The organism is Allorhizobium sp. NPDC080224 (assembly GCF_050281005.1).
In the GTDB taxonomy this organism is placed as follows: Bacteria; Pseudomonadota; Alphaproteobacteria; order Rhizobiales; family Rhizobiaceae; genus Allorhizobium.
The window spans coordinates 2,270,498-2,294,975 of the sequence record NZ_JBNNWJ010000001.1; the positions used below are offsets into that span (position 1 = coordinate 2,270,498).

The 24,478-nt window shown below is 61.1% G+C and carries 22 protein-coding genes and 1 riboswitch; of the genes, 8 read left to right on the forward strand and 14 right to left on the reverse strand.

Annotated elements, in window-relative coordinates; all coding sequences use genetic code 11:
- Window positions 1–43 precede the first annotated feature (43 nt).
- The 5 genes from ACQKP1_RS11365 to ACQKP1_RS11385 form a co-directional block, all read right to left on the reverse strand.
- Window positions 44–679: an ABC-type transport auxiliary lipoprotein family protein gene (locus ACQKP1_RS11365; protein WP_425958099.1), complete on the reverse strand. Its 636-nt coding sequence runs from the start codon at window positions 677–679 to the stop codon at window positions 44–46.
- Window positions 680–705: 26 nt separating this feature from the next.
- On the reverse strand, window positions 706–2,079 hold the full coding sequence (locus ACQKP1_RS11370; protein WP_006726088.1) for an MlaD family protein: 1,374 nt from the start codon (window positions 2,077–2,079) through the stop codon (window positions 706–708).
- Window positions 2,080–2,082: 3 nt separating this feature from the next.
- Window positions 2,083–2,892, reverse strand: coding sequence for an ABC transporter ATP-binding protein (locus ACQKP1_RS11375; protein WP_427275301.1), 810 nt, complete (start codon window positions 2,890–2,892; stop codon window positions 2,083–2,085).
- Between the two features lie 11 nt (window positions 2,893–2,903).
- On the reverse strand, window positions 2,904–4,055 hold the full coding sequence (locus ACQKP1_RS11380; RefSeq protein ID WP_427275302.1) for an ABC transporter permease: 1,152 nt from the start codon (window positions 4,053–4,055) through the stop codon (window positions 2,904–2,906).
- Window positions 4,056–4,226: 171 nt separating this feature from the next.
- On the reverse strand, window positions 4,227–5,081 hold the full coding sequence (locus ACQKP1_RS11385) for a UDP-2,3-diacylglucosamine diphosphatase (RefSeq protein ID WP_427275303.1): 855 nt from the start codon (window positions 5,079–5,081) through the stop codon (window positions 4,227–4,229).
- A gap of 201 nt (window positions 5,082–5,282) precedes the next feature.
- Here ACQKP1_RS11385 and ACQKP1_RS11390 point away from each other — a divergent pair, with 201 nt between their 5' ends.
- From ACQKP1_RS11390 to ACQKP1_RS11405, 4 genes are all read left to right on the forward strand, one after another.
- Window positions 5,283–7,598 (forward strand): NADP-dependent malic enzyme, encoded by a 2,316-nt coding sequence (locus ACQKP1_RS11390; RefSeq protein WP_427275304.1) that lies wholly within the window; start codon window positions 5,283–5,285, stop codon window positions 7,596–7,598.
- A gap of 114 nt (window positions 7,599–7,712) precedes the next feature.
- Window positions 7,713–8,423, forward strand: a complete 711-nt coding sequence (locus ACQKP1_RS11395) for a helix-turn-helix transcriptional regulator (protein WP_427275305.1) — start codon at window positions 7,713–7,715, stop codon at window positions 8,421–8,423.
- Between the two features lie 117 nt (window positions 8,424–8,540).
- The gene (locus tag ACQKP1_RS11400; RefSeq protein ID WP_427275306.1) at window positions 8,541–9,182 is read left to right on the forward strand and encodes an acyl-homoserine-lactone synthase; all 642 of its coding nucleotides are present in this window, start codon (window positions 8,541–8,543) and stop codon (window positions 9,180–9,182) included.
- A 129-nt stretch (window positions 9,183–9,311) separates the two neighbouring features.
- Entirely contained in the window at window positions 9,312–10,367 is a 1,056-nt protein-coding gene (locus tag ACQKP1_RS11405; RefSeq protein ID WP_427275307.1) for a DUF2865 domain-containing protein, read from the forward strand.
- On the opposite strand, the gene bluB is transcribed toward ACQKP1_RS11405, so the two are convergent.
- From bluB to ACQKP1_RS11425, 4 genes are all read right to left on the reverse strand, one after another.
- Window positions 10,324–11,061, reverse strand: coding sequence for a 5,6-dimethylbenzimidazole synthase (bluB, locus tag ACQKP1_RS11410; RefSeq protein WP_427275308.1), 738 nt, complete (start codon window positions 11,059–11,061; stop codon window positions 10,324–10,326). The genes ACQKP1_RS11405 and bluB overlap by 44 nt on opposite strands.
- 41 nt (window positions 11,062–11,102) lie before the next feature.
- Window positions 11,103–11,292: riboswitch (cobalamin riboswitch) on the reverse strand.
- A gap of 39 nt (window positions 11,293–11,331) precedes the next feature.
- Window positions 11,332–12,168 (reverse strand): TolB family protein, encoded by an 837-nt coding sequence (locus tag ACQKP1_RS11415; RefSeq protein WP_203016462.1) that lies wholly within the window; start codon window positions 12,166–12,168, stop codon window positions 11,332–11,334.
- Window positions 12,169–12,187: 19 nt separating this feature from the next.
- Window positions 12,188–12,523: a hypothetical protein gene (locus ACQKP1_RS11420; protein ID WP_427275309.1), complete on the reverse strand. Its 336-nt coding sequence runs from the start codon at window positions 12,521–12,523 to the stop codon at window positions 12,188–12,190.
- 2 nt (window positions 12,524–12,525) lie between these two features.
- Window positions 12,526–14,205, reverse strand: coding sequence for an NAD+ synthase (locus ACQKP1_RS11425; protein WP_427275310.1), 1,680 nt, complete (start codon window positions 14,203–14,205; stop codon window positions 12,526–12,528).
- Between the two features lie 170 nt (window positions 14,206–14,375).
- Here ACQKP1_RS11425 and ACQKP1_RS11430 point away from each other — a divergent pair, with 170 nt between their 5' ends.
- Window positions 14,376–16,337 carry an LTA synthase family protein gene (locus tag ACQKP1_RS11430; protein WP_427275311.1) on the forward strand — a complete coding sequence of 654 codons (1,962 nt, stop codon included), beginning with the start codon at window positions 14,376–14,378 and terminating at the stop codon, window positions 16,335–16,337.
- Between the two features lie 203 nt (window positions 16,338–16,540).
- Complete coding sequence (locus ACQKP1_RS11435) at window positions 16,541–17,431, forward strand: hypothetical protein (protein WP_427275312.1); 891 nt, start codon at window positions 16,541–16,543, stop codon at window positions 17,429–17,431.
- 6 nt (window positions 17,432–17,437) lie between these two features.
- Here ACQKP1_RS11435 and ACQKP1_RS11440 read toward each other — a convergent pair whose 3' ends face one another.
- Entirely contained in the window at window positions 17,438–17,833 is a 396-nt protein-coding gene (locus ACQKP1_RS11440; RefSeq protein WP_427275313.1) for a GFA family protein, read from the reverse strand.
- A gap of 81 nt (window positions 17,834–17,914) precedes the next feature.
- A complete protein-coding gene (locus tag ACQKP1_RS11445) occupies window positions 17,915–19,291 on the reverse strand; it encodes a class II 3-deoxy-7-phosphoheptulonate synthase (RefSeq protein ID WP_203016472.1) in 1,377 nt (458 codons plus the stop codon).
- A 242-nt stretch (window positions 19,292–19,533) separates the two neighbouring features.
- On the opposite strand from ACQKP1_RS11445, the gene ACQKP1_RS11450 reads away from it, so the two are divergent.
- Entirely contained in the window at window positions 19,534–20,391 is an 858-nt protein-coding gene (locus ACQKP1_RS11450) for an alpha/beta hydrolase family protein (RefSeq protein ID WP_427275314.1), read from the forward strand.
- Window positions 20,392–20,836: 445 nt separating this feature from the next.
- On the opposite strand, the gene gor is transcribed toward ACQKP1_RS11450, so the two are convergent.
- The 3 genes from gor to rpiA form a co-directional block, all read right to left on the reverse strand.
- Window positions 20,837–22,225: a glutathione-disulfide reductase gene (gene gor / locus ACQKP1_RS11455; protein WP_427275315.1), complete on the reverse strand. Its 1,389-nt coding sequence runs from the start codon at window positions 22,223–22,225 to the stop codon at window positions 20,837–20,839.
- Between the two features lie 116 nt (window positions 22,226–22,341).
- Entirely contained in the window at window positions 22,342–22,881 is a 540-nt protein-coding gene (locus ACQKP1_RS11460; protein WP_203016475.1) for a DUF2059 domain-containing protein, read from the reverse strand.
- 17 nt (window positions 22,882–22,898) lie between these two features.
- On the reverse strand, window positions 22,899–23,600 hold the full coding sequence (gene rpiA / locus ACQKP1_RS11465; RefSeq protein WP_427275316.1) for a ribose-5-phosphate isomerase RpiA: 702 nt from the start codon (window positions 23,598–23,600) through the stop codon (window positions 22,899–22,901).
- A 146-nt stretch (window positions 23,601–23,746) separates the two neighbouring features.
- On the opposite strand from rpiA, the gene ACQKP1_RS11470 reads away from it, so the two are divergent.
- Entirely contained in the window at window positions 23,747–24,418 is a 672-nt protein-coding gene (locus ACQKP1_RS11470) for an HAD family hydrolase (RefSeq protein WP_427275317.1), read from the forward strand.
- The last annotated feature ends 60 nt before the right edge of the window (window positions 24,419–24,478 follow it).

Consider the following 24,478-nt stretch of genomic DNA (forward strand, 5'->3'; position numbering starts at 1 on the left):
TCCGGGGTTTTCTTTTGGTCGGCTGAAATGGAATTGTCGTCGGTCAGATCGATTGCAGCGTCCAGGCAACGATGTCGGCCGTCACGCGGGCGAAAGCACGGTCGAGTGCCGCGACGTAAGCCGCATTGTCCGAGCCGGAGGACGGCACTTCGGCGCGGAAAACACGCTGCGCCTTGACGGTGCCATTGCGGTCGTTGAGCAGCTTGGCCGAGATCTCCACGACGCCGCGATCCGTTCCCTCGGCAGAGATTTCGAAGGCACGCACATCGGTGATCAGCTGGAAGTCGATCGCCAGTCCCTGCCCCGGCCGTCCGACGCCACCGAGGCGCCCGGTGTTTTCGAAGGCGACCACGAGTTTGGACTGAACAACGCGCGTGAGGCGGTCGCTCCACTGCGACTGCGACAGATAGCGGATCTCGGCGCCGGATACGCGCACCAGGATCTGCTCGCTGTCGAGCGCCTTGAGCGCCGACGGATCGGCCACCAGAAGCTGCCGGTTGCGGGCGCTGGCAGATGTTGCCACCTCGCTCACGGAAGCAGTCAGATCAAATGTGTCATTGTTCGCTTTCGAGCCACAGGCCGCAAGGCCAAGGCCCAGGCCCGGCACGAGCACCGAGGCCAGAAGCAGCCGCCGGAACCGTGTCACGCCCGCCACCCGCTTCACGCCGATCCTGTCCATGCTGTCGTCCTTTTCGGTGCTGCTCGTCATCGGCGTGTCCGTCCGTCGAATTCCTTGACCGTATCGCCGCCGAAGAGCAGGCGCTGCGGATCCTGGTCGAAATTGGTGATCGCGTCGTTCAATCCGCGAACGGTGTTGCGCGTATCGTTGACCAGTGTCTGGATATCGCGCAGGCCCGTAGCCGAGAAGCGCTGCAGATTGGCGGCGATCGGTCCGATCTGAGAGTTGAGATTTTCGGCGGTCAATCGGATGGCCTCGAGCGTCTTTCGGGCTTCGACGCTCAGCGAATTTGCGTCCCCGGAGCCAAGGAACGCATCAACCTTCCTAAGGATCCCGTCAACCTGCTCGGACGAGGTGTTCAAGCGGTTCGCAAGCTGCGTGAAATCGTCGATCGCACGGTCGATATCGTCCTTGCGACCGGTGATGCTGGTCGACAGATCCCGGAAGCCGGCAATCGCCTCACGCGCATCAGCCGTTGCAACAGAGACATCGTCGACCACCCGGCCAATCTTCTGGCTATCCACTGCATCGATCAGACTGGAGACCTTTTCAAGCGTCTGATCGGCATTGTTGCCGAAGCGCTGGAAAGTGTCGGCAGTCTCGCGGAAGCTGTCGATCGCAGGTCCGATGCTCTTCGAGGCTTCCGCGAAGCTCGCGGTTGCCTGCTCGGTATTGGTCAGGATCTGATCGATCTTGTCGGAGTTGAGCGCCCTGAACAGATCTTCAGCGGCTGACAATGTCGAGTCGAGACGGCCGGACAGGCCGGAAACGGAATCGGAAAGGGCGCTGACACTCTGCAGGAATTGATCGATACCCTGGGCATTGTCGGCGAGCGACTTCGAAAAGGTCTCGGCGTTGCGCACGGTGTTCGTCAGCGGTGTCCGCGCATCCTCAATAAAGCCCTGCAATTCGGCAACGGCGCCATCGGCGCGCTGAAGGATGCGGTCGGCAGTGGAGAGAAGATTGGTCACGCTCGACTGGTCGGCTGTCAGAATGGCTGGTTCACCGGTATCGAGCGCCCGCTGCAGGATCGCGTCGCCCGAACCCGGTCCGCCGCCGGAAAGCTCGACATAAGCCGCACCGGTCAAACCCTGAATCTCAAGAACGGCTCGCGTTCCCGATGTCACGGGTGCATCAGCGCGCACCTCCGTGAAGGCGACGGAGAAGTTCGGGTCCTCGTTGTCGATGTAGAGATTGCGCACCGAACCGACGGAGATGCCGTTGAAGCGCACCGGCGAACCGATGCTCAGACCGTTGGCGGAGCCCGGGATGCGGATCGCAAGCGGCGCCATCTCTCCGCCCCTTCCGTATTCGGCCATCCAATAGACAAACCCGAAGGCGGCCCCGATGACCAGCATCGTGAAAAAACCGACGATCGCGTAATTGGCTTTGGTTTCCATGGCTCACTCTACCGGATGTCCGGCGGATTGCTCCGGCCGGGGAATGGAACGGGCACGCTTGCCCCGGAAATAGGATTGAACCCACGCATCATCGAAGGCGAGCATGTCGTCCAGCGTGCCCTCGACCAGAACCTTCTTCTGACCGAGCACTGCGATACGGTCGCAGACGGAGAAGAGGCTGTCGAGATCGTGGGTCACCATATAGACGGTCAATCCGAGCGTATCGCGCAGTTGTGCGATCAGTTCATCGAATTCGGCGGCCCCGATCGGGTCGAGACCGGATGTCGGCTCGTCGAGGAAGACGAGATCGGGATCGAGCGCCAGGGCACGCGCAAGCGCCGCGCGCTTGATCATGCCGCCGGACAGTTCCGATGGATACTTGTCTGCTGCATCGGGATGAAGGCCGACCAGTTCGATTTTCAGATAAGCGAGCTCATCCATCAGCCATTGCGGCAGGTCCAGATATTCTCGCATCGGCAGCTGGATATTTTCCTTCACGGTCAATGAAGAAAATAGGGCGCCGTGCTGAAAAAGAACCCCTAGGCGCGTATCAAGCGCCATGCGTTGTGCGTCGTCGACCGCATCGTAATCCGCACCGAGGATCTCGATCGTGCCGGAGCGCCGCGGCAGAAGCCGGAGAACGGTGCGCATCAGGACCGACTTACCCGCACCCGATGCCCCGACGAAGCCGAGAATTTCGCCCCGGTAAATGTCCAGATTGAGTTTGTCGAGAACGATCTTATCGCCAAAACCGACGGTGAGATCCTTCACCGACAGGATGGCTTCGCGCTTTTCGGAGGACGTGGAAATCATCTGGCCCTCCCTTAGAAATCGATGGCTGCGTAGAACATGGCAAAGAGCCCGTCCACGAGAATGACAACGAAGATGGACTTGACCACCGAGGCGGTGACATGCCGGCCGAGCGATTCGGCGCTGCCGCCGACCTTCATGCCTTCGACAGCCGCAATGATGCCGATGATCAGCGCCATGAACGGCGCCTTGATCATCCCGGTCGCGAGCGTCGAATAGTCGACCGCTTCATGCAGGCGCGTGATGAAGACGTCGAAGGTGATTCCGGAATAGGCCCAGGCCACGACAGCGGCACCGTAAAGCGCCGAGAAATTGGCAACGATCGTGAGGAGCGGCAGGGCGATGGTCAGGGCCACAAGCCGCGGAAAGACAAGGACGCCGATCGGGTTGAGGCCGATGACCTTCAGCGCGTCGATTTCCTCGCGCATCTTCATCGACCCGATTTCTGCGGTGATCGCGCTCCCCGAACGGCCGGCGATCATGATCGCGGTCAGGAGCACGCCGATTTCGCGCAATTGCAGAATGCCGACGAGATCGACGACGAAGACTTCCGCGCCGAAATAGCGAAGCTGGAAGGCGCCCTGCTGCGCGATGATCGCGCCGATCAGGAAGGACATGAGGACGATGATCGGCACCGCCCTCACCCCCATATGGTCGAGCTGGTTGACCACGGAGGCCGGCGACACGCCGGAACCGCGTCCAAGCTTGGTCTGCGCGCCACGAACGGCGGAGCCCAGAACGAACATCATCGCGACCGTATCGCCCCAGAGGCTGACCGTTACGCGTCCGACCGGTTCGAAAACCCGTTCGAAGCGGCTGCGATGGTCGACGGGCTTTTCTGGTGCGGTCACTCTTTCGGGAAGCGCTTCGATCAGCTCGCGCATACCGGGCGTGCCGCCGACGATCTCGACCGAGCCTCCGCCGGCGCGCCGCTCCGTAACGAAACGACGGATCAGCCAGGCACCCGCGGTATCCATGTCGGAAACGCCGTCGAGATCGATCGTCTCACGGCCCGTCGCACCGGAATCCACCAGCGGACCGGCCGATTTGATCATCGAGCTCAGGCTGTTGTTTTTCCAGCGACCGGCAAGTCGGATCATCCGACCGTTGCCGTCCGGCTGTTCCTCGATCTCGATACGGGCGTTTTCGGGCTCAACCGGACTCAAAGTGGCGACTACTTCCAAATTCGCGCCGGGATGATCCGGATCCGCAAATCACGTGACAGATGGCTGCACACTATAACCATCGGTGTCCGCGAAGAAATCCTTTGCGAAATGTTAATTGCGTTTTCCCGCCCGATTGCACGCAGTCATGACCGCTTTGCAACAGAGATCGCGTCAGGCGGCGCGCACGCCGTCGTCCTGGGACGGTTCCGAAAGGGGCTTCGGCAAGAGAATCGGCACCAGCTTGCTCGCCCGCTTGCCGGCCGGCGCCTCGCTGACCTTGTGGCTCCACGAGATCAGTTCCAGACGGCCATCCGGGTGCTCAGCAATCGCCGTGCAGCTCTCGACCCAGTCGCCGGTGTTGACGTAGTGGATCCCGTCGATGTCTTCCATGACAGCGTGATGGATGTGGCCGCAGATGACACCATCGACTTCGGCGCGACGGGCCTCGTCGGCCACCACCCGCTGGAACTCGCCGATGAAGTTCACCGCATGCTTGACCTGCAGCTTGGCCCAGGCCGAGAACGACCAGTAGGGCATGCCGAGCCGGCGGCGGACGGCTGCCAGAATGACATTGATCGCAATCGCCGTGTCATAGGCCCAGTCCCCGAGATAGGCGAGCAGGCGGGCATTGCGCACCACGACGTCGAACTCGTCGCCGTGCAGAACCAGATATTTCTTGCCATCAGCCATCTCGTGCACGATGCGCTGCGCGACTTCGATGCCGCCGAAGTGAATGCCCGGGAAGTCGCGCATGAATTCATCGTGATTGCCGGGGATGTAAACGATACGCGTACCCTTGCGCGCCTTGCGCAGCAGCTTCTGCACCACGTCATTGCAGGACTGCGGCCAGTACCAGCTGCGCTTCAGACGCCAGCCATCGACGATATCTCCGACCAGTATGATGGTGTCGGCCTCGTGCGTGCGCAGGAAATGCAGGAGAAAGTCGGTCTTGGCGGCTTTCGATCCGAGGTGGACGTCCGAGATAAACAGGGTCCTGAAATGGCGTGTTTCGCTGGCGTCTTCCACGGCACGATCCTCTTCGCTGTCTGACCAGCGCTAAATCAGACTCGTGTTTCAGGAAGATGACATCGGAAGATTTTCGGCGGATCGCCGGTTCGCCCATGCATTCCGCGCGGACAGGGGATCACGGAACTAAAGTCTACCACTCGCGGCCAATTCGTGTATGACGACAAGGAGTAAGTGAAGACAGGAATTGCCGGTGAACCGATGACTTCTCAGGACAAGAACAAGCCGCAAGTTGCAAACCCGACCGCTGATCTCGACGAACAGGCGCTTTTCTATCACCGCTATCCCCGTCCCGGGAAACTGGAGATTCAGGCCACCAAGCCACTCGGCAACCAGCGCGATCTGGCCCTTGCCTATTCGCCCGGCGTCGCCGCCCCCTGTCTCGCCATCAAGGACGATCCGGCAGCCGCCGATGACTACACGGCACGCTCCAACCTCGTCGCCGTCATCTCCAACGGCACGGCCGTTCTCGGCCTCGGCAATATCGGACCGCTTGCCTCCAAGCCCGTCATGGAAGGCAAGGCCGTCCTCTTCAAGAAATTCGCCGGCATAGATGTATTCGATATCGAGATCGATGCTCCCGGTGTCGACCAGATGGTCTCCACCATCTCGGCATTGGAGCCGACCTTCGGCGGCATCAACCTTGAAGACATCAAGGCGCCTGAATGCTTCCAGGTCGAGGATCAGCTTCGCGAGAAGATGAACATCCCTGTCTTCCACGATGACCAGCACGGCACGGCAATCATCGTCGCAGCCGCCATCCTGAACGGCCTCGAACTCGCCGGCAAGCAGATCGAGGACGTTAAGATCGTCGCCTCCGGCGCTGGTGCTGCAGCTCTCGCCTGCCTCAACCTGCTCGTCATTCTCGGCGCCAAGCGCGAGAACATCTGGGTGCACGACATCGAGGGCCTCGTCTACAAGGGCCGCAACGAGCTGATGGATCCCTGGAAGGAAGTCTACGCCCAGGAAACCGACAAGCGCGCCCTTTCCGAAAGCATCGACGATGCCGACGTCTTCCTCGGCCTCTCGGCCGCCGGCGTCCTGAAGCCGGAGCTGCTCGCCCGCATGGCGCCGAAGCCGCTGATTATGGCACTGGCAAACCCGAAGCCCGAGATCATGCCGGAAGAGGCACGCGCTGCCCGTCCGGACGCGATGATCTGCACCGGCCGCTCGGACTTCCCGAACCAGGTCAACAACGTCCTCTGCTTCCCCTATATCTTCCGCGGCGCGCTCGACTGTGGCGCAACCACGATCAACGAAGAAATGAAGATGGCGGCAGTGCGCGCGATTGCAGCGCTCGCCCGCGAGGAAGTCTCGGAAGTGGCCGCCAAGGCCTATACCGGCGAAACGCCGACCTTCGGCCCCGATTATCTCATCCCCTCGCCTTTCGATCCGCGCCTCATCCTGCGCATCGCCCCGGCTGTCGCCAAGGCTGCGGCCGACAGCGGCGTCGCCCGCCGCCCGATCGCCGATTTCGACACCTATCTCGACCAGCTGAACCGCTTCGTCTTCCGCTCCGGCTTCGTGATGAAGCCAATCTTCGCGGCAGCGAAGACGGCGACCAAGAAGCGTGTGATCTTCTCGGAAGGCGAAGACGAGCGCGTGCTGCGTGCCGCCCAGGTGCTGCTCGAAGACGGCATCGGCGAACCGATCCTGATCGGCCGCCCGCAGATCATCGAGACCCGCCTGAAGCGCTATGGCCTGCGCATCCGCCCGGGCACCGATTTCCAGCTGGTCAACCCGGAAGACGATCCGCGCTACCGCGACTATGTCGATGACTACTTCGCCCTCGTTGGCCGAGCCGGCATTAACCCGGAAGCGGCTCGCACGATCGTCCGCACCAACACGACCGTGATCGGTGCGCTGGCCGTGAAGCGCGGTGATGCCGATGCGCTGATCTGCGGCGTCGAAGGCCGTTTCGACCGCCACGTGCGCGACGTTCGCCAGATCATCGGAAAGCGCGCCGGCGTGCGCGACTATTCGGGCTTGAGCCTGCTGATCTCGCAGCGCGGCGCGATCTTCTTCACCGACACCTTCGTCACCGACGACCCGAGTGCCGAAGAGATCGCCGAAATGACGATGCTGGCAGCCCAGGAAATCCGTCGCTTCGGCATCGCGCCGAAGGCAGCGCTGCTATCGCATTCGAACTTCGGCTCGCGGCCGTCCGCCAGCGCCTCGAAGATGCGCCGGGCGCTGGAAATCATCCGAGCTGCCGCACCGGACCTCGAAGTCGACGGTGAGATGCAGGGCGGCTCGGCGCTTTCGGAAGTTCTACGCAAACGCGCCATGCCGGACAGCACGCTGACCGGTGAAGCGAACCTCCTCGTCTTCCCTAACCTCGATGCCGCGAACATTTCGCTCGGCATCGTCCGCATGATGATGGACGCGCTGCATGTCGGCCCGATCCTCCTCGGTGCCGCCCTGCCCGCCCACGTGCTGTCGACCTCGGTCACCTCGCGCGGCGTCGTCAACATGGCGGCGCTTGCCGTCGTGGAAGCCTCGCAGCCGGCAGTCTGAAGAAGCTTTTGCGAGCGGCAAACGGTTTGCCGCTTGCTTTGGCGAAATTTGCCATCTGGACAAGCCAAAGCGGTAGCCCCGACACTGCGCCCCTTGAAATGCTGGGTATTGTTGATGGGGCTGTCAGACGCGTATTTCGATCTCCTGGAGTGGCTGGATCGGCAGGAGACGCCTGATCCCGGAGACTTCTTATCCAGGCTTCAGAGCGCTTACCGGACGGGCCGGATCACTTATCTCAATGGAATGATCGCGAGCGCACGCGTGCGGCCTCACAACATCTCGGATAGCCACCGACGAAACCCGCATCACCTGGCGCGCTTGCTCAACCGCAGAGCGGCTTTTCAACAGGTCGCCAGCCTCCTTGCCGGGCTCGAACCCATCGAGCTTACGTCATGGCAGCGAAGCGTAAATCGCGACCAAAGGATCATCGGCTATCCGCTGCCGGGACGCCAAAGCTGCCTGTTGGTCGAGTTCACCTCTACTCCGGAGGCTCTGTCCGCTTGGCGTCGCGCCCATGACCGCGACATGCTGAGCCTCGGCACCCTGCTCAATGCGCGCCTGGCCAGAGCGTCCACCGATGCACAATTGGAAGCGGCTCGCGCCCGTCCTCTCACCCGCCGCGAACGGGAAACGCTGGCCTGGATCGCCGCTGGCAAGAGCTATTGGGAAACGGCCGTCATTCTCGGCATTTCCGAGCGCACTATCCGCCATTTCATGGCCAATGCGCGCGAGAAACTCGACGTCGTCAACAATGCACAAGCTGTCGCGGAAGCCGTCTGGCGTGGCCTGATCCCGCGGCTCGTAGAGCCAAGTTCCCGTGATTAGGGCAAATCGCATCACGATATCATAGATTGTATTTCATGAAGCTGGCGCCACCGCCAGTTTTAGCGCGTCCCCCTGCAACGCATGCTGCCTGTTCCGTTCTGCAAGAAGGAGCAAAGCATGATCAGGATCATCAACGGCACGCGTCGCAATCAGTTTCCCGCCGATATCGACGCGATGCACAGGCTGAGAAAGCGGGTATTCCATGACCTTTTGGGCTGGGAAGTCCAGGTGCGTGACGCCTGGGAGATCGACGACTACGACCGAGCCAACCCTCTCTATGTCCTGTCCTATGGCGACGAGGGAAGACTGCGTGGGTCATTGCGCCTCCTGCCGACGCTCGGCCCCAACATGCTCGACGACACCTTTCCCATCCTCCTCGGTGATGGACCACAAATCCGCAGCGCCGCAGTTTGGGAATCCAGTCGCTTCTGTATCGATCCGGGGATTTCCCAGGACCGGGCGAGCAACCAGGTGACGATCGCGGCAGCCGAACTGATGTGTGGCGTGGGCGAACTGGGCCTTGCATCTGGTCTCAGCCACATTGTCACCGTCACCGACGTCTTCCTGGAGCGCATGTTCAAACGCATGGGCTGCCCGGGCATCCGGATCGGCGAGCCACAGCGGATCGGCGTGGTCCAGGCGGTGGCGGTCTCCTGGGAGGTGTCGCAGGATCTGCTCGATCGAATGAAAACGGTGGCCGCCATCGACGGCAGCGTGCTTGAAGCGCCGATGACCCTGACGGCAGCACAGGCCGCCTGACGAAAGACGTGGCGGATGGCCGCTCGCGCATCCGCCACGGCATCCGTCATTTTCATTTGGCCGGCACTCGGCTATCTTCAGATCACAAGGGTCGTATTATGCCTTGTAAACGACAACTGGGATCCGAATGTGCCGAGCAGGATAGTCAGTTCCATCGCCTTGCTGATCGCCCTTGGCAGCGCGCTGCCGAACGGGGCTGAGGCCTCGGCGCTCTGCGAGCGGCTGCGCGACAGGCTGGTTCTGGTGGAACAGGGCGGACAGTCGCCTGAAATCAACAGCTATGCCAGCGCCATAGCCCAGCAGAACCTCGAGCTGCGCAAGGCGCGCCAGGATCAGCGGCGGCTGCGCTGCCTGACCTCCTCCATTGTTCAGATCCGCCCCGATGGCGGCAATGACTGCAGCGATCTGGCATCGGCAATCTCCCGCATGGAGGCCAATCGCGACATCCTGGCAGCAAGACTTTCCGATCTGCGCGAAAGCCGTGTCGAGGATGCGCGAGCAGCCCTGGTCACAGCACTTGAGGCGAATGGCTGTGGACCGGATCAAGCGGCTTATCCGGAGGACGCCGAGCGCATTCCATATCTCGACACGCTGGCGGAACCCTATCGCCCGGACCGGGCAGCCGAGGCCGCCTATTCCGCTTCGCCCCCGCCGATGAGCATGATGCCTACCGGCAATGTCCGCACGCTGTGTGTGCGTACCTGCGATGGCGGTTTCTTCCCGATCTCGTCACATACCTCGGCAATGAACTTCGCCCGCGATGCGGCGCAATGTCAGCAGATGTGTCCAGGCACGGAGACGGAGCTGTTTTTCCACGCGCCGGAACGCAGCGAAACCGTGGACATGATCTCGGCAGTCAGCGGCCGCCCCTATCGCGATCTGCCCAACGCCTTCCTCTACCGCAACCGGCGCAGCGACGCGGAACCCGCCTGCGCCTGCAACCTGCAGCAATACCACCAGCGCATGACGCCGCGTCCGGCCGTTCCCGATTACCAGTCGTCCGTCATCGAAGTTTCACCGGAAAAACGAGAGGCTGCGTCAGCAACGGTGCCTGCTACGGAGCGCGTACTGGATGAGGCCAGCCTCAACGTCCGCCGCGTTGGCCCTGCCTTCCTCCCTTCCGACAAGGGAACGATCGATCTCAGGAACCCGGCGACATCAGGTCCACAGCCGCTGCAGGAGTGATCGGCCGTTCCGCGATCTGCCCCCAGCTCTCCTCGAAGATCAAATCGTCGAGCGGCATTCGCTTGCGCCATCCCTTTACCTCAAGCTCCGGCGTCGCATAGAGTTCGTCGACATAGCCGAGGCAGAGGTAGCCAATGATCTGGATCCGCTCCGGAATGCCAAGGAGCGCCTTCACCTCCGATTCGTGGAAAATACTGACCCAGCCGAGCCCGACCCCTTCCGCACGGGCGGCAAGCCAGAGATTCTGGATGGCGCAGACAGTCGAGAAAGCGTCCATCCTGGGATCATGGGTGCGTCCGAGCACGACAGGCCCCGCACGATCCGGATCGCAGGTGACGCAGATGTTAAGCGGCGCCTTGCGGATGCCTTCCAGCTTCAGCGATCGATAGGCGTCGCGCTGCTCGACCGGAAACATCGCCTCCGCCTCTTCGTTCGCCCGTCGGAACGCCTGCCAGATCGCCTCGCGCTTTCGAGCAGAGCGGATCATCAGGAAACTCCATGGCTGCATGAAGCCCACGGAGGGTGCGGCATGGGCTGCCTCAAGCAGCCGGCGCACCAGATCGTCCGGCAGCGGATCGGAAAGGAACTGGTCGCGGACATCGCGTCGCGTGTGAATGGCCCGGTAGACGGCCTGTTTATCCTGATCGGCGAAAGGCGCCGTCCGGACGAGCAACTCGTTCGGTCTGTCGTGCATCGTAATCCCCACAATGCGCAACCACCCGCCGTCCACGCGGGAAAGGTCTATCTCGCCAGGCCGGTCTTCTGACTGGGCATCATCCAGGATGCGCGCCTTCCCGGATCGCTCCAGTGGCCGGGTTTCCCCTTGCGCATCAAGTCCGCCTCACAGCGTTGGGCACGTGCCGGATTTTCGCCGGCTTCCCGATTCTCTCACCTAACGGCAAGCACCTGACTTAGGATCAATACCGCAAGAACCAGCAGCGGGACAGACCCGAATGCGACAGGCTCAGGCCTCGACCGGGAAGTAGCGGACAAAGGCGAAAGCCGATCCGTCCGGCGCCCAGTTCGGCACATTGATCGAGCCCTGACCGCCGAAGAACTCGATGAGTGTTTCGACATTGCCGCCATCGGCATCCATCAACCGAAGCCGTACCTGCTTGTCGCGCGGATGGCCTTCGACATCGGCATCGTAGGAGAGGAAGAGCACCTTCTTCCCATCCGGAGAGGGATGCGGGAACCAGTCACCATAACCGTCTGAGGTCAGCTGCTGCAGGTCGCTGCCATCGATGCGCATGCGCCAGATCTGCATGGTGCCGGTCCGGCTGGAGTTGAAATAGATCCACTGACCATCAGGCGTATAATCGGGACCATCATTGTGCCCTTCGCCGTTCGTCAGCCGCCGCTCGGCCCCGCCCTTGGTCGAGATGGTATAGATATCGAAGGCGCCGTTGCGCTCGCCGCAATAGGCAAGCTCCTTACCGTCCGGCGACCAGCCGTGCCAGTAGGATGGCATTTTGTCGGTGACCTGGCGCGGCTCGTCGTCACCATCACCCAGCAGATAGATGCAGGACTTGCCGAAGAGCGTATGGTCGGAGAAAGCGATCGAGGCGCCATCCGGCGAGATCCCGTGATCATTGTTGAGACGCACGGCAAAACCCGTGTCGATCAGTTCCGGTTCGGGATCGTCTTCATCGAGCGGCAACGCATAAAGCAGACCATCGCCGTTGATGACCAGAAACTCGCCATCGCGCGACCAGTTGGGCGCCTCGACGAGGTCATCCGTCTGCCAGACGACCTCGCATTCTCGGGTCGTCATATCGTAGATCTCGACCGAACTGCGCATCATGGTCTCCTTGGAAGAATCAATCAGCACCTGAGCGATTTTCCATCGCCTGGCGCAGTTTGGCGAAGATCGTCCGGCCCGTCTGCTCAATGTGAGCATTGCGCCATTCGGTGTAGAAACCCCAGATCAAGCTGACGATCAGCGTGAGGAAGCCGATGCCGAGCATCTTGAAGCTCCCCTCCCACAGACCGTAACAGCCGATCGCCATCGAAGGCAGGAAGTAGGCTGCGCTTGAGAGCGTCCGGTACAGCCCGCTATCCTGATTGTCATGCGCTCCGACAGCAAAGATATAGCTGCGCTCTTCCGTCGTGAAATCAGGCAAAGCAGCCCGGGCGTCGCGGTTCTCAATCGACACTCTTATCGATCCCGGAACCGGTTCGTGATCGGATAGCGGCGATCGCGTCCGAAATTCTTCTTGGTGATCTTCACGCCCGGTGCCGACTGCCGCCGCTTGTATTCGGCGAGGTAGAGCAGATGCTCGACCCGGTGAACGGTCGCAATGTCATGGCCACGCGCGACGATCTCATCAACGCCCATCTCCTTTTCGACCAGGCATTCGAGAATGTCGTCAAGCACGGGATAGGGAGGCAGCGAGTCCTGGTCGGTCTGGTTCGGACGAAGCTCCGCTGACGGTGCCTTGGAGAGAATATTGGCAGGGATCACCTCGCCGGAAGGGCCGAGCGCACCGGGCGGTACGTTTTCGTTGCGCCAGGCAGAAAGCGCATAGACCTGCATCTTGTAGAGGTCCTTGATCGGATTGAAGCCGCCATTCATGTCGCCGTAGAGCGTGGCATAACCCACCGACATCTCGGACTTGTTGCCGGTCGTCACGACCATGGAGCCGAACTTGTTGGAGATCGCCATCAGGATCGTGCCGCGCGTCCGGCTCTGCAGGTTCTCTTCGGTAATGCCGCTCTCGGTCCCCTCGAACATGTCGGACAGCGACGAGAGAAACCCTTCGACCGGGTCCTGGATCGGCACGATATCGTAGTGGCAGCCGAGTGCCTTGGCGCAGGCTTCGGCATCGGCAAAGCTTTCCTGAGAAGTATATCGGTAAGGCAACATGATCGTGCGAACCCGCTCCTCGCCAAGCGCGTCCACCGCGATCGCCGCACAGATGGCGGAATCGATACCACCGGAGAGCCCGAGCACGACGCTCTTGAAGCCGTTCTTGTTGACATAATCCCGGAAGCCCAGAACGCAGGCGCGGTAGTCGGCCTCTTCCTTTTCCGGAATGCGCGACATCGGCCCCTGATCGCAGCGCCAGCCATCCGCGGTCCGCTTCCAGGTCGTGACCGACAGCGTCTCCTCGAACTGGCTCATCTGGAAGGCAAGCGACTTGTCACCGTTGAAGGCAAAGCTCGCACCATCGAAAACGAGTTCGTCCTGACCGCCGAGCTGGTTGGCAAACACAAGAGGAAGGCCTGTCTCGATCACCTGGCGCAGCGCCACCTGATGACGGATATCGACCTTGCCGCGATAATAGGGCGAGCCGTTCGGCACGAGCAGGATTTCGGCGCCCGTCTCGGCAAGCGTCTCGCAGACACCGAGATCGTTCCAGATCTCCTCGCAGATCGGCACGCCAATCCGCACACCGCGGAAATTCACGGGCCCCGGCATTTCGCCTTCGACGAAGACGCGCTTCTCGTCGAATTCGCCATAATTCGGTAGATCGATCTTGTCGCGGAAGGCGAGGATCTTGCCACCATCGAGGATCGCGACGGAATTGTGCCGGCCTTTCTCGCCCAGGCGCGGAAAGCCGACGATAACGCCCGGTCCGCCATCGGCCGTATCAGCTGCAAGCGCCTCGACAGCCTGCAGGCAGGCTTTCAGGAAAGACGGCTTCAGGACGAGATCTTCGGGCGGATAGCCGGATATGAAGAGCTCCGTCAGCAAGACCAGGTCAGCCCCCTGCCCGGCCGCATCCGCACGCGCCGCACGCGCCTTGGCCAGATTGCCGACGACATCGCCAACAACAGGATTGAACTGTGCCACCGCAATGCGCAGGACGTCTGAGATCTTCTTTGTTTCGCTCATGAAACCGATTTAGCGGCTCGCCGGACGGTTCGCAACGCTGCTTCTTTCGAAGGCGGGCTCCAGGCGGGCCCGACACTAACCAAACCGCGGAGAACACCGGGAACTTAAGCTCATATGTCGCGGTTCATGTAGCATTCATGACGCTTATGTGACACCTATGCGAACCTTTCATGACACCCTTCCATGACCTGGAGTTCGACGTGGTCCAAACCAGCCCGAAATCGCGAATCGCAAATGTCGTTAGCGCCGTCGGCGTCCTGCGCGAGCGCGAAATCGGCGGCTCTTCGATCATCCAATTTGCGATCCAGCTGATAAACACCGGGCTTATTGCCGCCGCCATCGTCTTCCTGAGCGAGATTTTGGCGCGCGGCACTATGGTCGATGTGGTTGAATACATGACGGCGTCGAACCGGCCGGGTCTGGTGGCAGTCGGCATCGTATTCCTGATACTCGCCTTTGCCGATGCGATCATCGGCAAGGCTTATCAGTCGACACTTCTCATCGCCCCGCTGACCCTCCTGCCCGCTTTCTTCTCAGGCCAGAAGCAGCTTTTCCTGTCGGATCCGCTCTTCCCCAGCGACCTTCTCTTTGGTCGCCAGATCCTGCAGCTCCTGCCGGCCATGGTCGCCGCAGAACCGATGAAGGCAGTCGCACTTGCAATTGGCGGCCTTGTTGCCGTTGCGGCCTTTGTCGCGCTCATCTGGAAGAGCCGGAAGGTCTTCCCGCGCCTCAATCTGACAGGCCGAGGAGTTCGGGCTGCGCTTGCCATTCCGCTGCTCGCCGGCTTCGCGTCGCTGATGGATCCGATGACCTACTCGGCCTTGCGCGATCGGCTGAAAATCGTGCCGATGATGTGGGACCAGAAGGAAAACTATCGCCACAACGGCTTCCTGCTCGCCTTCGCCTTCAACGTGCCGATGGCCAACGTCGCTGCACCCGATGGCTACAGCAAGGTCGCGATCACCGACATGCAAACCGATCTGCTGCCGGCCTCCTTTTTCTCGGGCCGTCAGGCGGATGTCATCGTCGTCATGAGCGAATCCCTTTGGGATCCGACCCGCATGAGCAGCATCCGCTATTCGGCTGACCCGATGCCGACAATCCGGGCGAGCCAGTCCGGCCACGTCTTCTCGCCGGAATTCGGCGGCATGACCGCCAATGTCGAATTCGAGGCCTTGACCGGTTTCTCGAACGCTTTCTTGCCCTATGGCAGCATCCCCTATCAGCAGTATATCCGCCGTCCGGTACCCTCGCTTGCGACCTTCTTTGAATCGAAGGGCTATGTGACAAAGGCCTTTCATCCCTTCCAGGGCTGGTTCTGGAACCGCAACAATGTCTACCAGTCGCTCGGTTTCCGGCAGTTTCATTCGGAAGAGACTATGCCGGCCATGGACAAGCGCGGCATCTTTGCTTCCGACGATGCGTTGACCCGTTACATCATCAAGGAGGCCGACAACACGGACGAGCCCTTCTTCTTCTTCGCCGTCACGCTGCAGGGCCACGGCCCGTACGAGCGCAACCGCTATGTGAAGAATACCATCGGCGTTGATGCCCCCACCCTGTCCGAGCGCAATGTCAGCGCGCTGGAGACCTATACACAGGGCGTGAAGGAAGCCGACGAGAGCCTCAAGGATCTGATGGACTGGGCCAAGAAGCGGCGCCGCGAAACGATCATTGTTCTCTTCGGCGACCATTTACCGCCACTCCACGAGGTCTATACCGAAAGTGGCTATATGGCGAATGTGGTTGCAACCCGCAAAGCCTCGGTCGAGACGATGAAGCGCGAGCATGAGACGCCGCTGGTCGTCTGGTCGTCCAAGCGCGGCGTCCAGAAGGATATCGGCTCCGTCAGCCCGTCGCAGTTGCCCTACTATATCGTCCACATGGCCGGCTACCGTCACCCCTATTACACCGGCATGCTCGGTCGTGTGGCAGAACGTTACGCCGTCATCGACCGCCATCAGCTCATCGGCCGCAACAACAAGGCCCAGGCTGACTGGGCGCTGTCCGGCCGGATCGATCCGCTTATCCGTGACTATCGCCTGCTTCAGCATGACGTGATGTTCGGCGAAGGCTACGGAATGGAACGTTTCTTCCCGGAACAATCGGGTAGACTTCAGCCGAGCAGTTGAGCCGGCCGTTACTTGCGATCACAATTATCCATAAAGAGATTTTGACCGGGCGCTGCTATTGCAGCGCCCCACAATTTCGGCCATAGACTTTTTTTGTTCGACAAATCAGAGTTCTTGACAGTATTGCGACCACTGTCATGGCCCGACTGCGTTTGCAGCCAGCCACTCTGTTGGCACTCAAAGTTTAGAGACGAGCCATTGCCATGCCGTTTTTGACGCGCGCCGAAATATTTGCACATCCGCTTTACCCGGCCATCGAAAAACAGATTGCCCAACACCTGATCGCGATCCACATGCGCACACCGCGCATGTCGCGCCTCAAGGCATCCCATCGCAAGTGGTTGATGACACAGTCGGTCTTTGCGCTGGCACTGCGGCGTACGCCCGATGATCCGCTGTCGGGCCTGACGGCGACCCGCTTCGTCGAAACGGTCATGCGCCTCGGCGCAGCCAGCCGCAATACCGCAACCGGCTACCTCGCCGAGTTGGTCGCCTACAAGTTCCTGCGGGATGTTCCCGAAGTGCCCGACAAGCGCGTGCGCGTCCTCGAGCCCACAGAACTCAGCCTGAATGGGCTTCGAAGCTGGTTCAACGGCCACCTCGCCTGTCTCGATCGCCTCGATGGCGGCAACCGGGAAATGACCTCGCTTGCGGACGAGCGGATCTTCGTGATCGCCCAGCCCATTGGCGCTGATCTTATGGTGGGCGATCCGATTTGGCGCGATCCGCCAGATACGATCGGCCATTTCCTGTGGTCGGATCTCGGCGGAATCATTCTTCACGACATGATCGCGCGGCTTGATGACGTGAACCGGACGGCCGAGGCGCACTCCTGTGGCCCGGTCAGCCTCACGGACCTCAGCGAGACCTATCAGGTTTCGACCACCAACCTAAAACGCATGTTCAAAAAGGCCGAGACCGAGAACCTGCTGCATTGGGAACAGCCGCGACGCCGGGGCGATCTGATGCTGAGCAGCCGATTTGTCGAGGACTATTTCGCTTGGCAGTCCGCCAAGTTCGCCGCCGTCGATCTCTCCTACGATAAAGCCTTGGCGGAATTGGGTATCAAGACCTCGAACGCAGCTGCAGCCTGACTAAGCTCAGTTGCGGCTCGCGGCATATTGCGGCAGTCCGTCATTGATCTCGTAGAAGTCGCCCTTGTCGGCGCAGAAGATGTGGTAGCCGCCTTCGAACCCCGTCGGGTTCGGGAAAAGGCCGGCCATGAGCGACATCCTGCCCTCTCCATTACCCTTCCAGTAGAGTGCCGAGCCGCACTGGCGGCAAAAAGCACGTTCAGCGTCCGCGCTTGCGCGAAAGGTCCCGATGCTGTCGCGCCCCGTAATCTCGACATCGGAGATCGCGGCATCCGCCGTAGCATAATAGAGCCCGGTCTGCCGACGGCACTGCGAGCAGTGACAATAGCTGACCGGAGCGAGTTTTCCCCGAACCGTGATCGTCACCGCGCCGCACAGGCAGCGCCCCGTCTTGTCTTGCATGATGTCACCTCCGAAACGCGAACCGGGCGAGCTTCATGGAAGCCCGCCCGGTCGTCAAACTCGGAAAGCTGAACCTATGTTTCAGCCGTTCGCAACCATCATCCGCTTTTCGTCGCGGCCGCTCTTCATCCGCTCGGCAAGCAGGAAGGCAAGTTCCAGAGCCTGGTCGGCATTGAGACGCGGGTCGCAATGGGTGTGGTAGCGGTCGGCAAGATCATTGCCGGTGACCGCGCGCGCACCACCGGTGCATTCGGTGACGTCCTTGCCGGTCATCTCGATGTGGATACCACCCGGATGCGAGCCTTCCGCACGGTGGATCTGGAAGAAGCTCTCGACTTCCGACAGGATCCGCTCGAAGGGACGGGTCTTGTAGTTGTTGAGCGTAATCGTGTTGCCATGCATGGGATCGCAGGACCACACGACCTTGCGCCCCTCGCGCTCGACGGCACGGATGAGGCGCGGCAGGTGCTCGGCAACCTTGTCGTGACCGAAGCGGCAGATCAGGGTCAGGCGACCGGCTTCGTTCTGCGGGTTCAGGATGTCGATCAGGTTCAGAAGATCGTCCGCCTGCAGCGACGGGCCGCACTTCAGGCCGATCGGGTTCTTGATGCCACGGCAGTATTCCAGGTGTGCATGATCGGCCTGGCGGGTACGGTCGCCGATCCAGATCATGTGGCCAGACGTGGCATACCAGTCGCCCGAGGTCGAATCGACGCGGGTGAGCGCTTCTTCATAGCCGAGAAGCAGGGCCTCGTGGCTGGTGAAGAAATCGGTCTCGCGCAGGCTCGGATTGTTTTCCGAGGTGATGCCGACAGCCTTCATGAAATCCATGGTTTCGGAAATACGGTCGGCCAGCTTGCGGTAGCGCTCGGCCTGCGGGCTATCCTTGACGAAGCCCAGCATCCACTGATGCACGTTCTCGAGGTTGGCATAGCCACCCATGGCGAAAGCGCGCAGCAGGTTGAGCGTCGCCGCCGACTGGCGATAGGCCATCAGCTGGCGTTCCGGGCTCGGAATGCGCGCGTCCTCGGTGAATTCGATGCCGTTGATGATGTCGCCACGGTAGCTCGGCAGCTCGACGTCGCCGATCTTTTCCATGTCGGACGACCGCGGCTTGGCGAACTGGCCGGCGATACGGCCAACCTTGACCACCGGCAGCTGCGCACCAAAGGTCAGCACGACAGCCATCTGCAAGAAGGCGCGGAAGAAGTCGCGGATGTTGTCGGCGCCATGCTCGGCAAAGCTCTCGGCGCAGTCGCCGCCCTGCAGCAGGAAGGCCTCGCCTTCGGCGACCTGCGCGAGCGACTTCTTCAGGCGACGGGCTTCACCCGCAAAGACCAGCGGCGGATAGGTCGAGAGCTGCTGCTCGGCAGCCTTCAATGCATCGAGGTCCGGATAGGCCGGAACCTGCTTGATAGGCTTCTGTCTCCAGCTGCTCGGGGTCCAATTCTGCGCCATGGTCTTCACCTGTCTGAAACTAACTGCGGCAACCTCCCGGCCGCATCGGATGGGGGCTTATAAACGGTTAATCACCGCTTGCAAAGCCGTAGTTTAGGGACTTTCGAAGGGTGGGACGCCGGGAACGGGCACCGTCCACATGGGCGAAAAGTGACCTCACCCGAACGAACCTCGCGCGGTGCTTGATATGACATGAACGTAAACGTAAGATCGGAGTTGGCATCCGGAGCGGGAGGTTCGGCATGACGCAACACGTGATGGAAAAATTCGAGATCCAGTTCGAAACGACGGATCATTTTGCCCTGCACGGCACATTGATGCGCGGCAGCGGTGATGGGCCGCTGGCTCTGATTTCGTCGGCAGCCGCGGTCCCCCGCGGTTTCTATGCCCGCTTTGCCGAGCATCTCGTGACCCAGCACGGTTTCAGAGCGGCACTCATTTACGACTATCGCGGGGTCGCCGGCTCACAGGCTCCGCGCCACTGGAAACGTCCGTTGCTGATGCGCGACTGGGCGCATTTCGACATGCCCGCCGCCCTGCATCGGCTTGAATTGGAAGCGCCAGATCACCCGCTTGTCGGCATCGGCCAATCCTTCGGCGGACAGGTGCTCGCCCTTGGCGGACGCTCGAAGCGCTTCTCCCGCTATCTGATGGTGGCGACAATGACGGGCTACTGGGGCAACACCAAGCCGCGCTTTCGCGTCTTCAGCCAGATGAACCTCGTCGGCGTTCCCCTGGCAACGCTGCTCGGCAAGGTCCCAGGCCAGATCGGCCTTGGCCAGACCTTGCCGGGCACCATCTTCAGGGAATGGGCGCGCTGGGGCAGACATCCCGAATATTTCTTCGCCGACCCGACGATGGATGCCGCCCGCCGTTTTGCCGAGGTCGAGACGCCTATCCTGGCTATAGGCCTGACGGACGACCCCTGGGGCACGCCGAAAGCGCAGCAGGCGCTGCTCAAATACTACAACCGTGCTCCGACGGAGGTCCGCTGGATTTCGCCGGAGGAAGCCGGCGGCCGCGTCGGACACCTTGGCTTCTTCCGATCAGCCTTCAAGGAGACATTGTGGCAACCTGCGATCGACTGGTTGAAACGCTAGACAACTGCTGCACTGCATCATCGTTACCCACATGATTCACAGGGGGCATACAGTCGCCGCATCAGCATTTCCTTGCAAAGCAAATCATTGATGCCAGCATGCAATGTCTGAAGGCACTGTGTTCTAAGCAGTCGTTCATGGATCCGGTCGGAGGCAAGCTTCACGCAAGCCTCGACCTCTACCCCGGCCCCCGGGGGCGTAGCGTGGTGTTCGGGAAGTTTCGACTTCCCGCGTTGATCATGAGGATCGTGTGATGGCGTATGATTGGACTGGCGTACAAACCCGAAAGACCCGCAGGCTCCGGATTGTCCTGCTCTCTCTCCTGACCCTGGCCGCACTGTCGGCACCCGTTCTGGGCCTGGACCTCATTTCGAAGTTCTAGATGGCGCAGGCGGGCCTTTTCGAGGCCCGCCCTGCCTCGTTCATCGTCGGAAGAAGCGACGGATCAGACCCGTTCGCCGTTCCTGATCCGATAGCTCGGCGCATACATCGTCACAAGTTCTTCCGCCGCCGTCGGATGAACGGCCATGGTCCGGTCGAAGTCGTCCTTGGTGCAGCCAGCCTTCAGCGTGATGCCGAGCAACTGGGCCATCTCGCCGGCGTCGTGTCCGAGTATGTGCGCGCCGACCACCTTGCGATCCGCCGCATTGACGATCAGCTTCATGATCATCTTTTCCGCCCGGCCCGACAGCGTCGCCTTCATCGGGCGGAATTGCGCACGATAGACCTCGATCTCCTCGAACTTCTTGGCGGCGGCTTCTTCGGACAATCCAACCGTGCCAATTTCCGGCTGCGAAAAGACAGCTGTGGCAATCAGGTCATGGTCCGGAGACGTCGGGTTGTTCTTGTACTCCGTCTCGATGAAACACATCGCTTCGTGGATGGCGACGGGGGTCAGTTGGACACGATCGGTGACGTCGCCAAGCGCGAAGATGCTCGGCACATTGGTGCGCGAATAGCTGTCGACCACGATCGCACCGCGCTCGTTGGTCTCCACACCCGCAGCTTCGAGCCCAAGGCCCGTCGTGTTCGGATCGCGGCCGAGCGCCAGCATCACCTGCTCCACGACAAGCCGACCATTGTTGATCGTCTCGACCTCAAGATTGCCGGCCGCCGACTTCGTCACCTTCTGAATGTGGTCCTGGCACACAATACGGATACCCTTGGCGACCATCGCCTCGTGCAAGCCGCGCCGCATGTCCAGGTCAAAGCGGCTGAGGATCTCCGCCCCGCGATAGATCAGCGTCGTCTCGACGCCGAGCCCATGGAAGATGTTGGCAAACTCCACCGCGATATAGCCGCCCCCGGCAATCAGGATCGAACGCGGCAGCGCCTCCAGATGGAACGCCTCGTTGGAGGAAATGCAGAGCTCGTGGCCGGGAAGTGCGGCATGGGGATTGGCGGCACCGCCAACGGCAACAACGATGCGCTCGGCGGTGACCTCCTTGCCGGACTTCACCAGGCGAACGCTGTGCGGCCCGGTCAGCTCGGCACGCGTCTCCAGGATCTCGACGCCTGCAGTCTCCAGCCCCTTGCGGTAAAGGCCTTCGAGGCGCGAAATTTCCCTGTCCTTGGCGGCAATCAGCGATGGCCAGTCGAACCGGCTTTCTCCCACAGTCCAGCCGTAGCCAGCGGCATCTTCGAAATGCTCGTGGAACTGCGACGCATAGACGAACAGCTTCTTCGGCACGCATCCCCTGATGACGCAGGTCCCGCCAAACCGGTACTCTTCCGCGATCGCAACCTTCTTCCCGAGAGATGCCGCGACCCGCGCACTGCGCACCCCGCCGGAGCCACCACCGATGACGAAGAGGTCATAGTCGAATTGGCTCATGGGGGATCTCCTGCCCGTTCGGGCTCTGCTTGCAACTGCGCCTGATATAGGAGGCGGGAGCACAAAAAGAAAAGCCCGGGTGTTTGCCCGGGCTTAAAAAACCGACGTTGGTCGACTTAGGGCTGCGCTGCTTCGGGCGCAGGCTGTTCCGCCTGAACCTCTGCAAGCAGCGACTCGTTCGCCTGCTGCTCCAGATCGCGTGCAATACCGGCAGTCCAGATATCCGCGGCCTTCAGCAGTTCGCGGGTCGCGATCGGACCGTCCTTGAGGAGCTTCTTGCCGGTTTCACTGCCGTAGAAGGCGGTGATCTCGTTCAGTTCCGCAGCGGTGAAGGCCTTGGCGTAGACGACGGCGGCTTCACGCTCCAGATCGGCGCGGCGCGCGGCAAGCTTCAGGGCTTCCTCTTCGACCTTCGCCGAAATGACGTCCTGCAGGTTCGGATAGGCCTGAATGAGCTGGGCGGTCAGGCGATCGACGATGTTTGGCAGGATGGCGTCGAAACGGTTGGTGACGCCGAGGGCGCTGATCGCCTCGCGTGCAGCCTGCAGATGTTCTGCCGGCACATCCTGGGCCTTGGCGGAGACCGCACCCAGCATGACGCTACCGGCAATCACGGCGATCGAGGCGAAGCGGCCCATACGCGTAAAGCTGATCATGAAATTCTATGCTCCTGTTAGTTCTTCGGCTCCAGCACTCGCGCACCTGCCGGTCCGGCGATGATTGCAAGCGATGCCAAGTTTATGAAGAGGCCGTGTTCCACCACGCCGGGAATCTGATTGAGCCGGCTTGCCAGTGCGTCTGCATCAGGAATGCGGCCAAAAGATGCGTCGAGAATGAGGTGCCCGCCATCGGTCATGAACAGGCTCTCGTCCGACCGGGTGCGCAATTTCATCGGGCCGGAAAGCCCCAGATCCGAAGCCAGACGCTCAATGGCCAAGACGGTCGATGCCTGGCCGAACGGGTTGATCTCGATCGGCAGCGGGAAGGCCCCGAGCGTCTCGACCAGCTTGGTTTCGTCGGCAATCACGATCATTCGTGTCGAGGCCGCAGCGACGATCTTCTCACGCAGCAACGCACCGCCACCACCCTTGATCAGACGGAACTGCGGATCGATTTCATCAGCGCCATCGATGGTCAGGTCGAGCTCGGGCAGTTCATCAAGCGACTTCAGGGGAACGCCGAGTTCGACGCAGAGACGCGCCGTGCGCTCAGAGGTAGGCACGCCCTGCACCTTTAGTCCGCCGGCAACCTTCTCGGCCAGCAGCCGGACGAATTCTTCGGCCGTAGAACCGGTTCCGATCCCAAGACGCATGCCGTCTTCAACATGCTCCAGCGCCGCAGCTGCGGCCTTGATCTTCATTTCGCGGGCGTCCATGCGCCGAAAGCTCCCGTCCGTTTCGTTGGAAGCTGTTTACACGCCTCCTCGACCGAGTGAAAGCCCTGCATCGCCATGCGACATTGCCTTTTCAGAGGATTTCCCATAACCCGCCAGCACTTTGGAATTGTCTCGGGAGAGCCGGCTTGACCACCACGACCATCGTTTTCGACCTCGACGGCACCCTGATCGCTACCGCACCCGATCTTGTCGAAAGCCTGAACCACACGATCGCGGCCCGCGATCTGGCACCCGTGGGTTACGAGGACCTGACGCATCTGGTCGGCCAAGGCGCGCGCGTGATGATCCAGCGCGCTTTTGCCCTGCGCGGCGCACCGCTTGCGGAAGCGGATGTCCCTGCCCTGCTCGACCGCTTCATCACCCACTATGAAGCCGGCATGCCAGGCAAGAGCCTCCCCTATCCCGGGCTGATCGAAGCGCTCGAGCGGCTGAAGGCTGCCGGATACATTCTTGCTGTTTGCACCAACAAGATGGAGCGGTTGGCGCTCCCGCTGCTCGAACGCCTGCAATTGACCGGCTATTTCGCCACGATTACCGGCGGTGACACCTTCGCCTTTCGCAAGCCGGATCCGGCGCATATCCTTGCGACCGTCGAGCGTGCCGGCGGTCAGGCTGGCAAGGTCCTGATGATCGGTGACAGCATCAACGACATCATGGCCGCCCGAAATGGCAACATCCCCTCGATCGCGGTGCCCTTCGGTTATTCCGACGTCGCCGTCGAAGAGCTTGGCGCCTCGCACATCATCAGCCATTTCGATGAGCTCACAGTCGAACTCGTCGAGCAGCTGGTCGGCTGACACGACAAAATGCAAATGGCGGACCGAGGGTCCGCCATTTGTCAAGTCACCAATCTGATC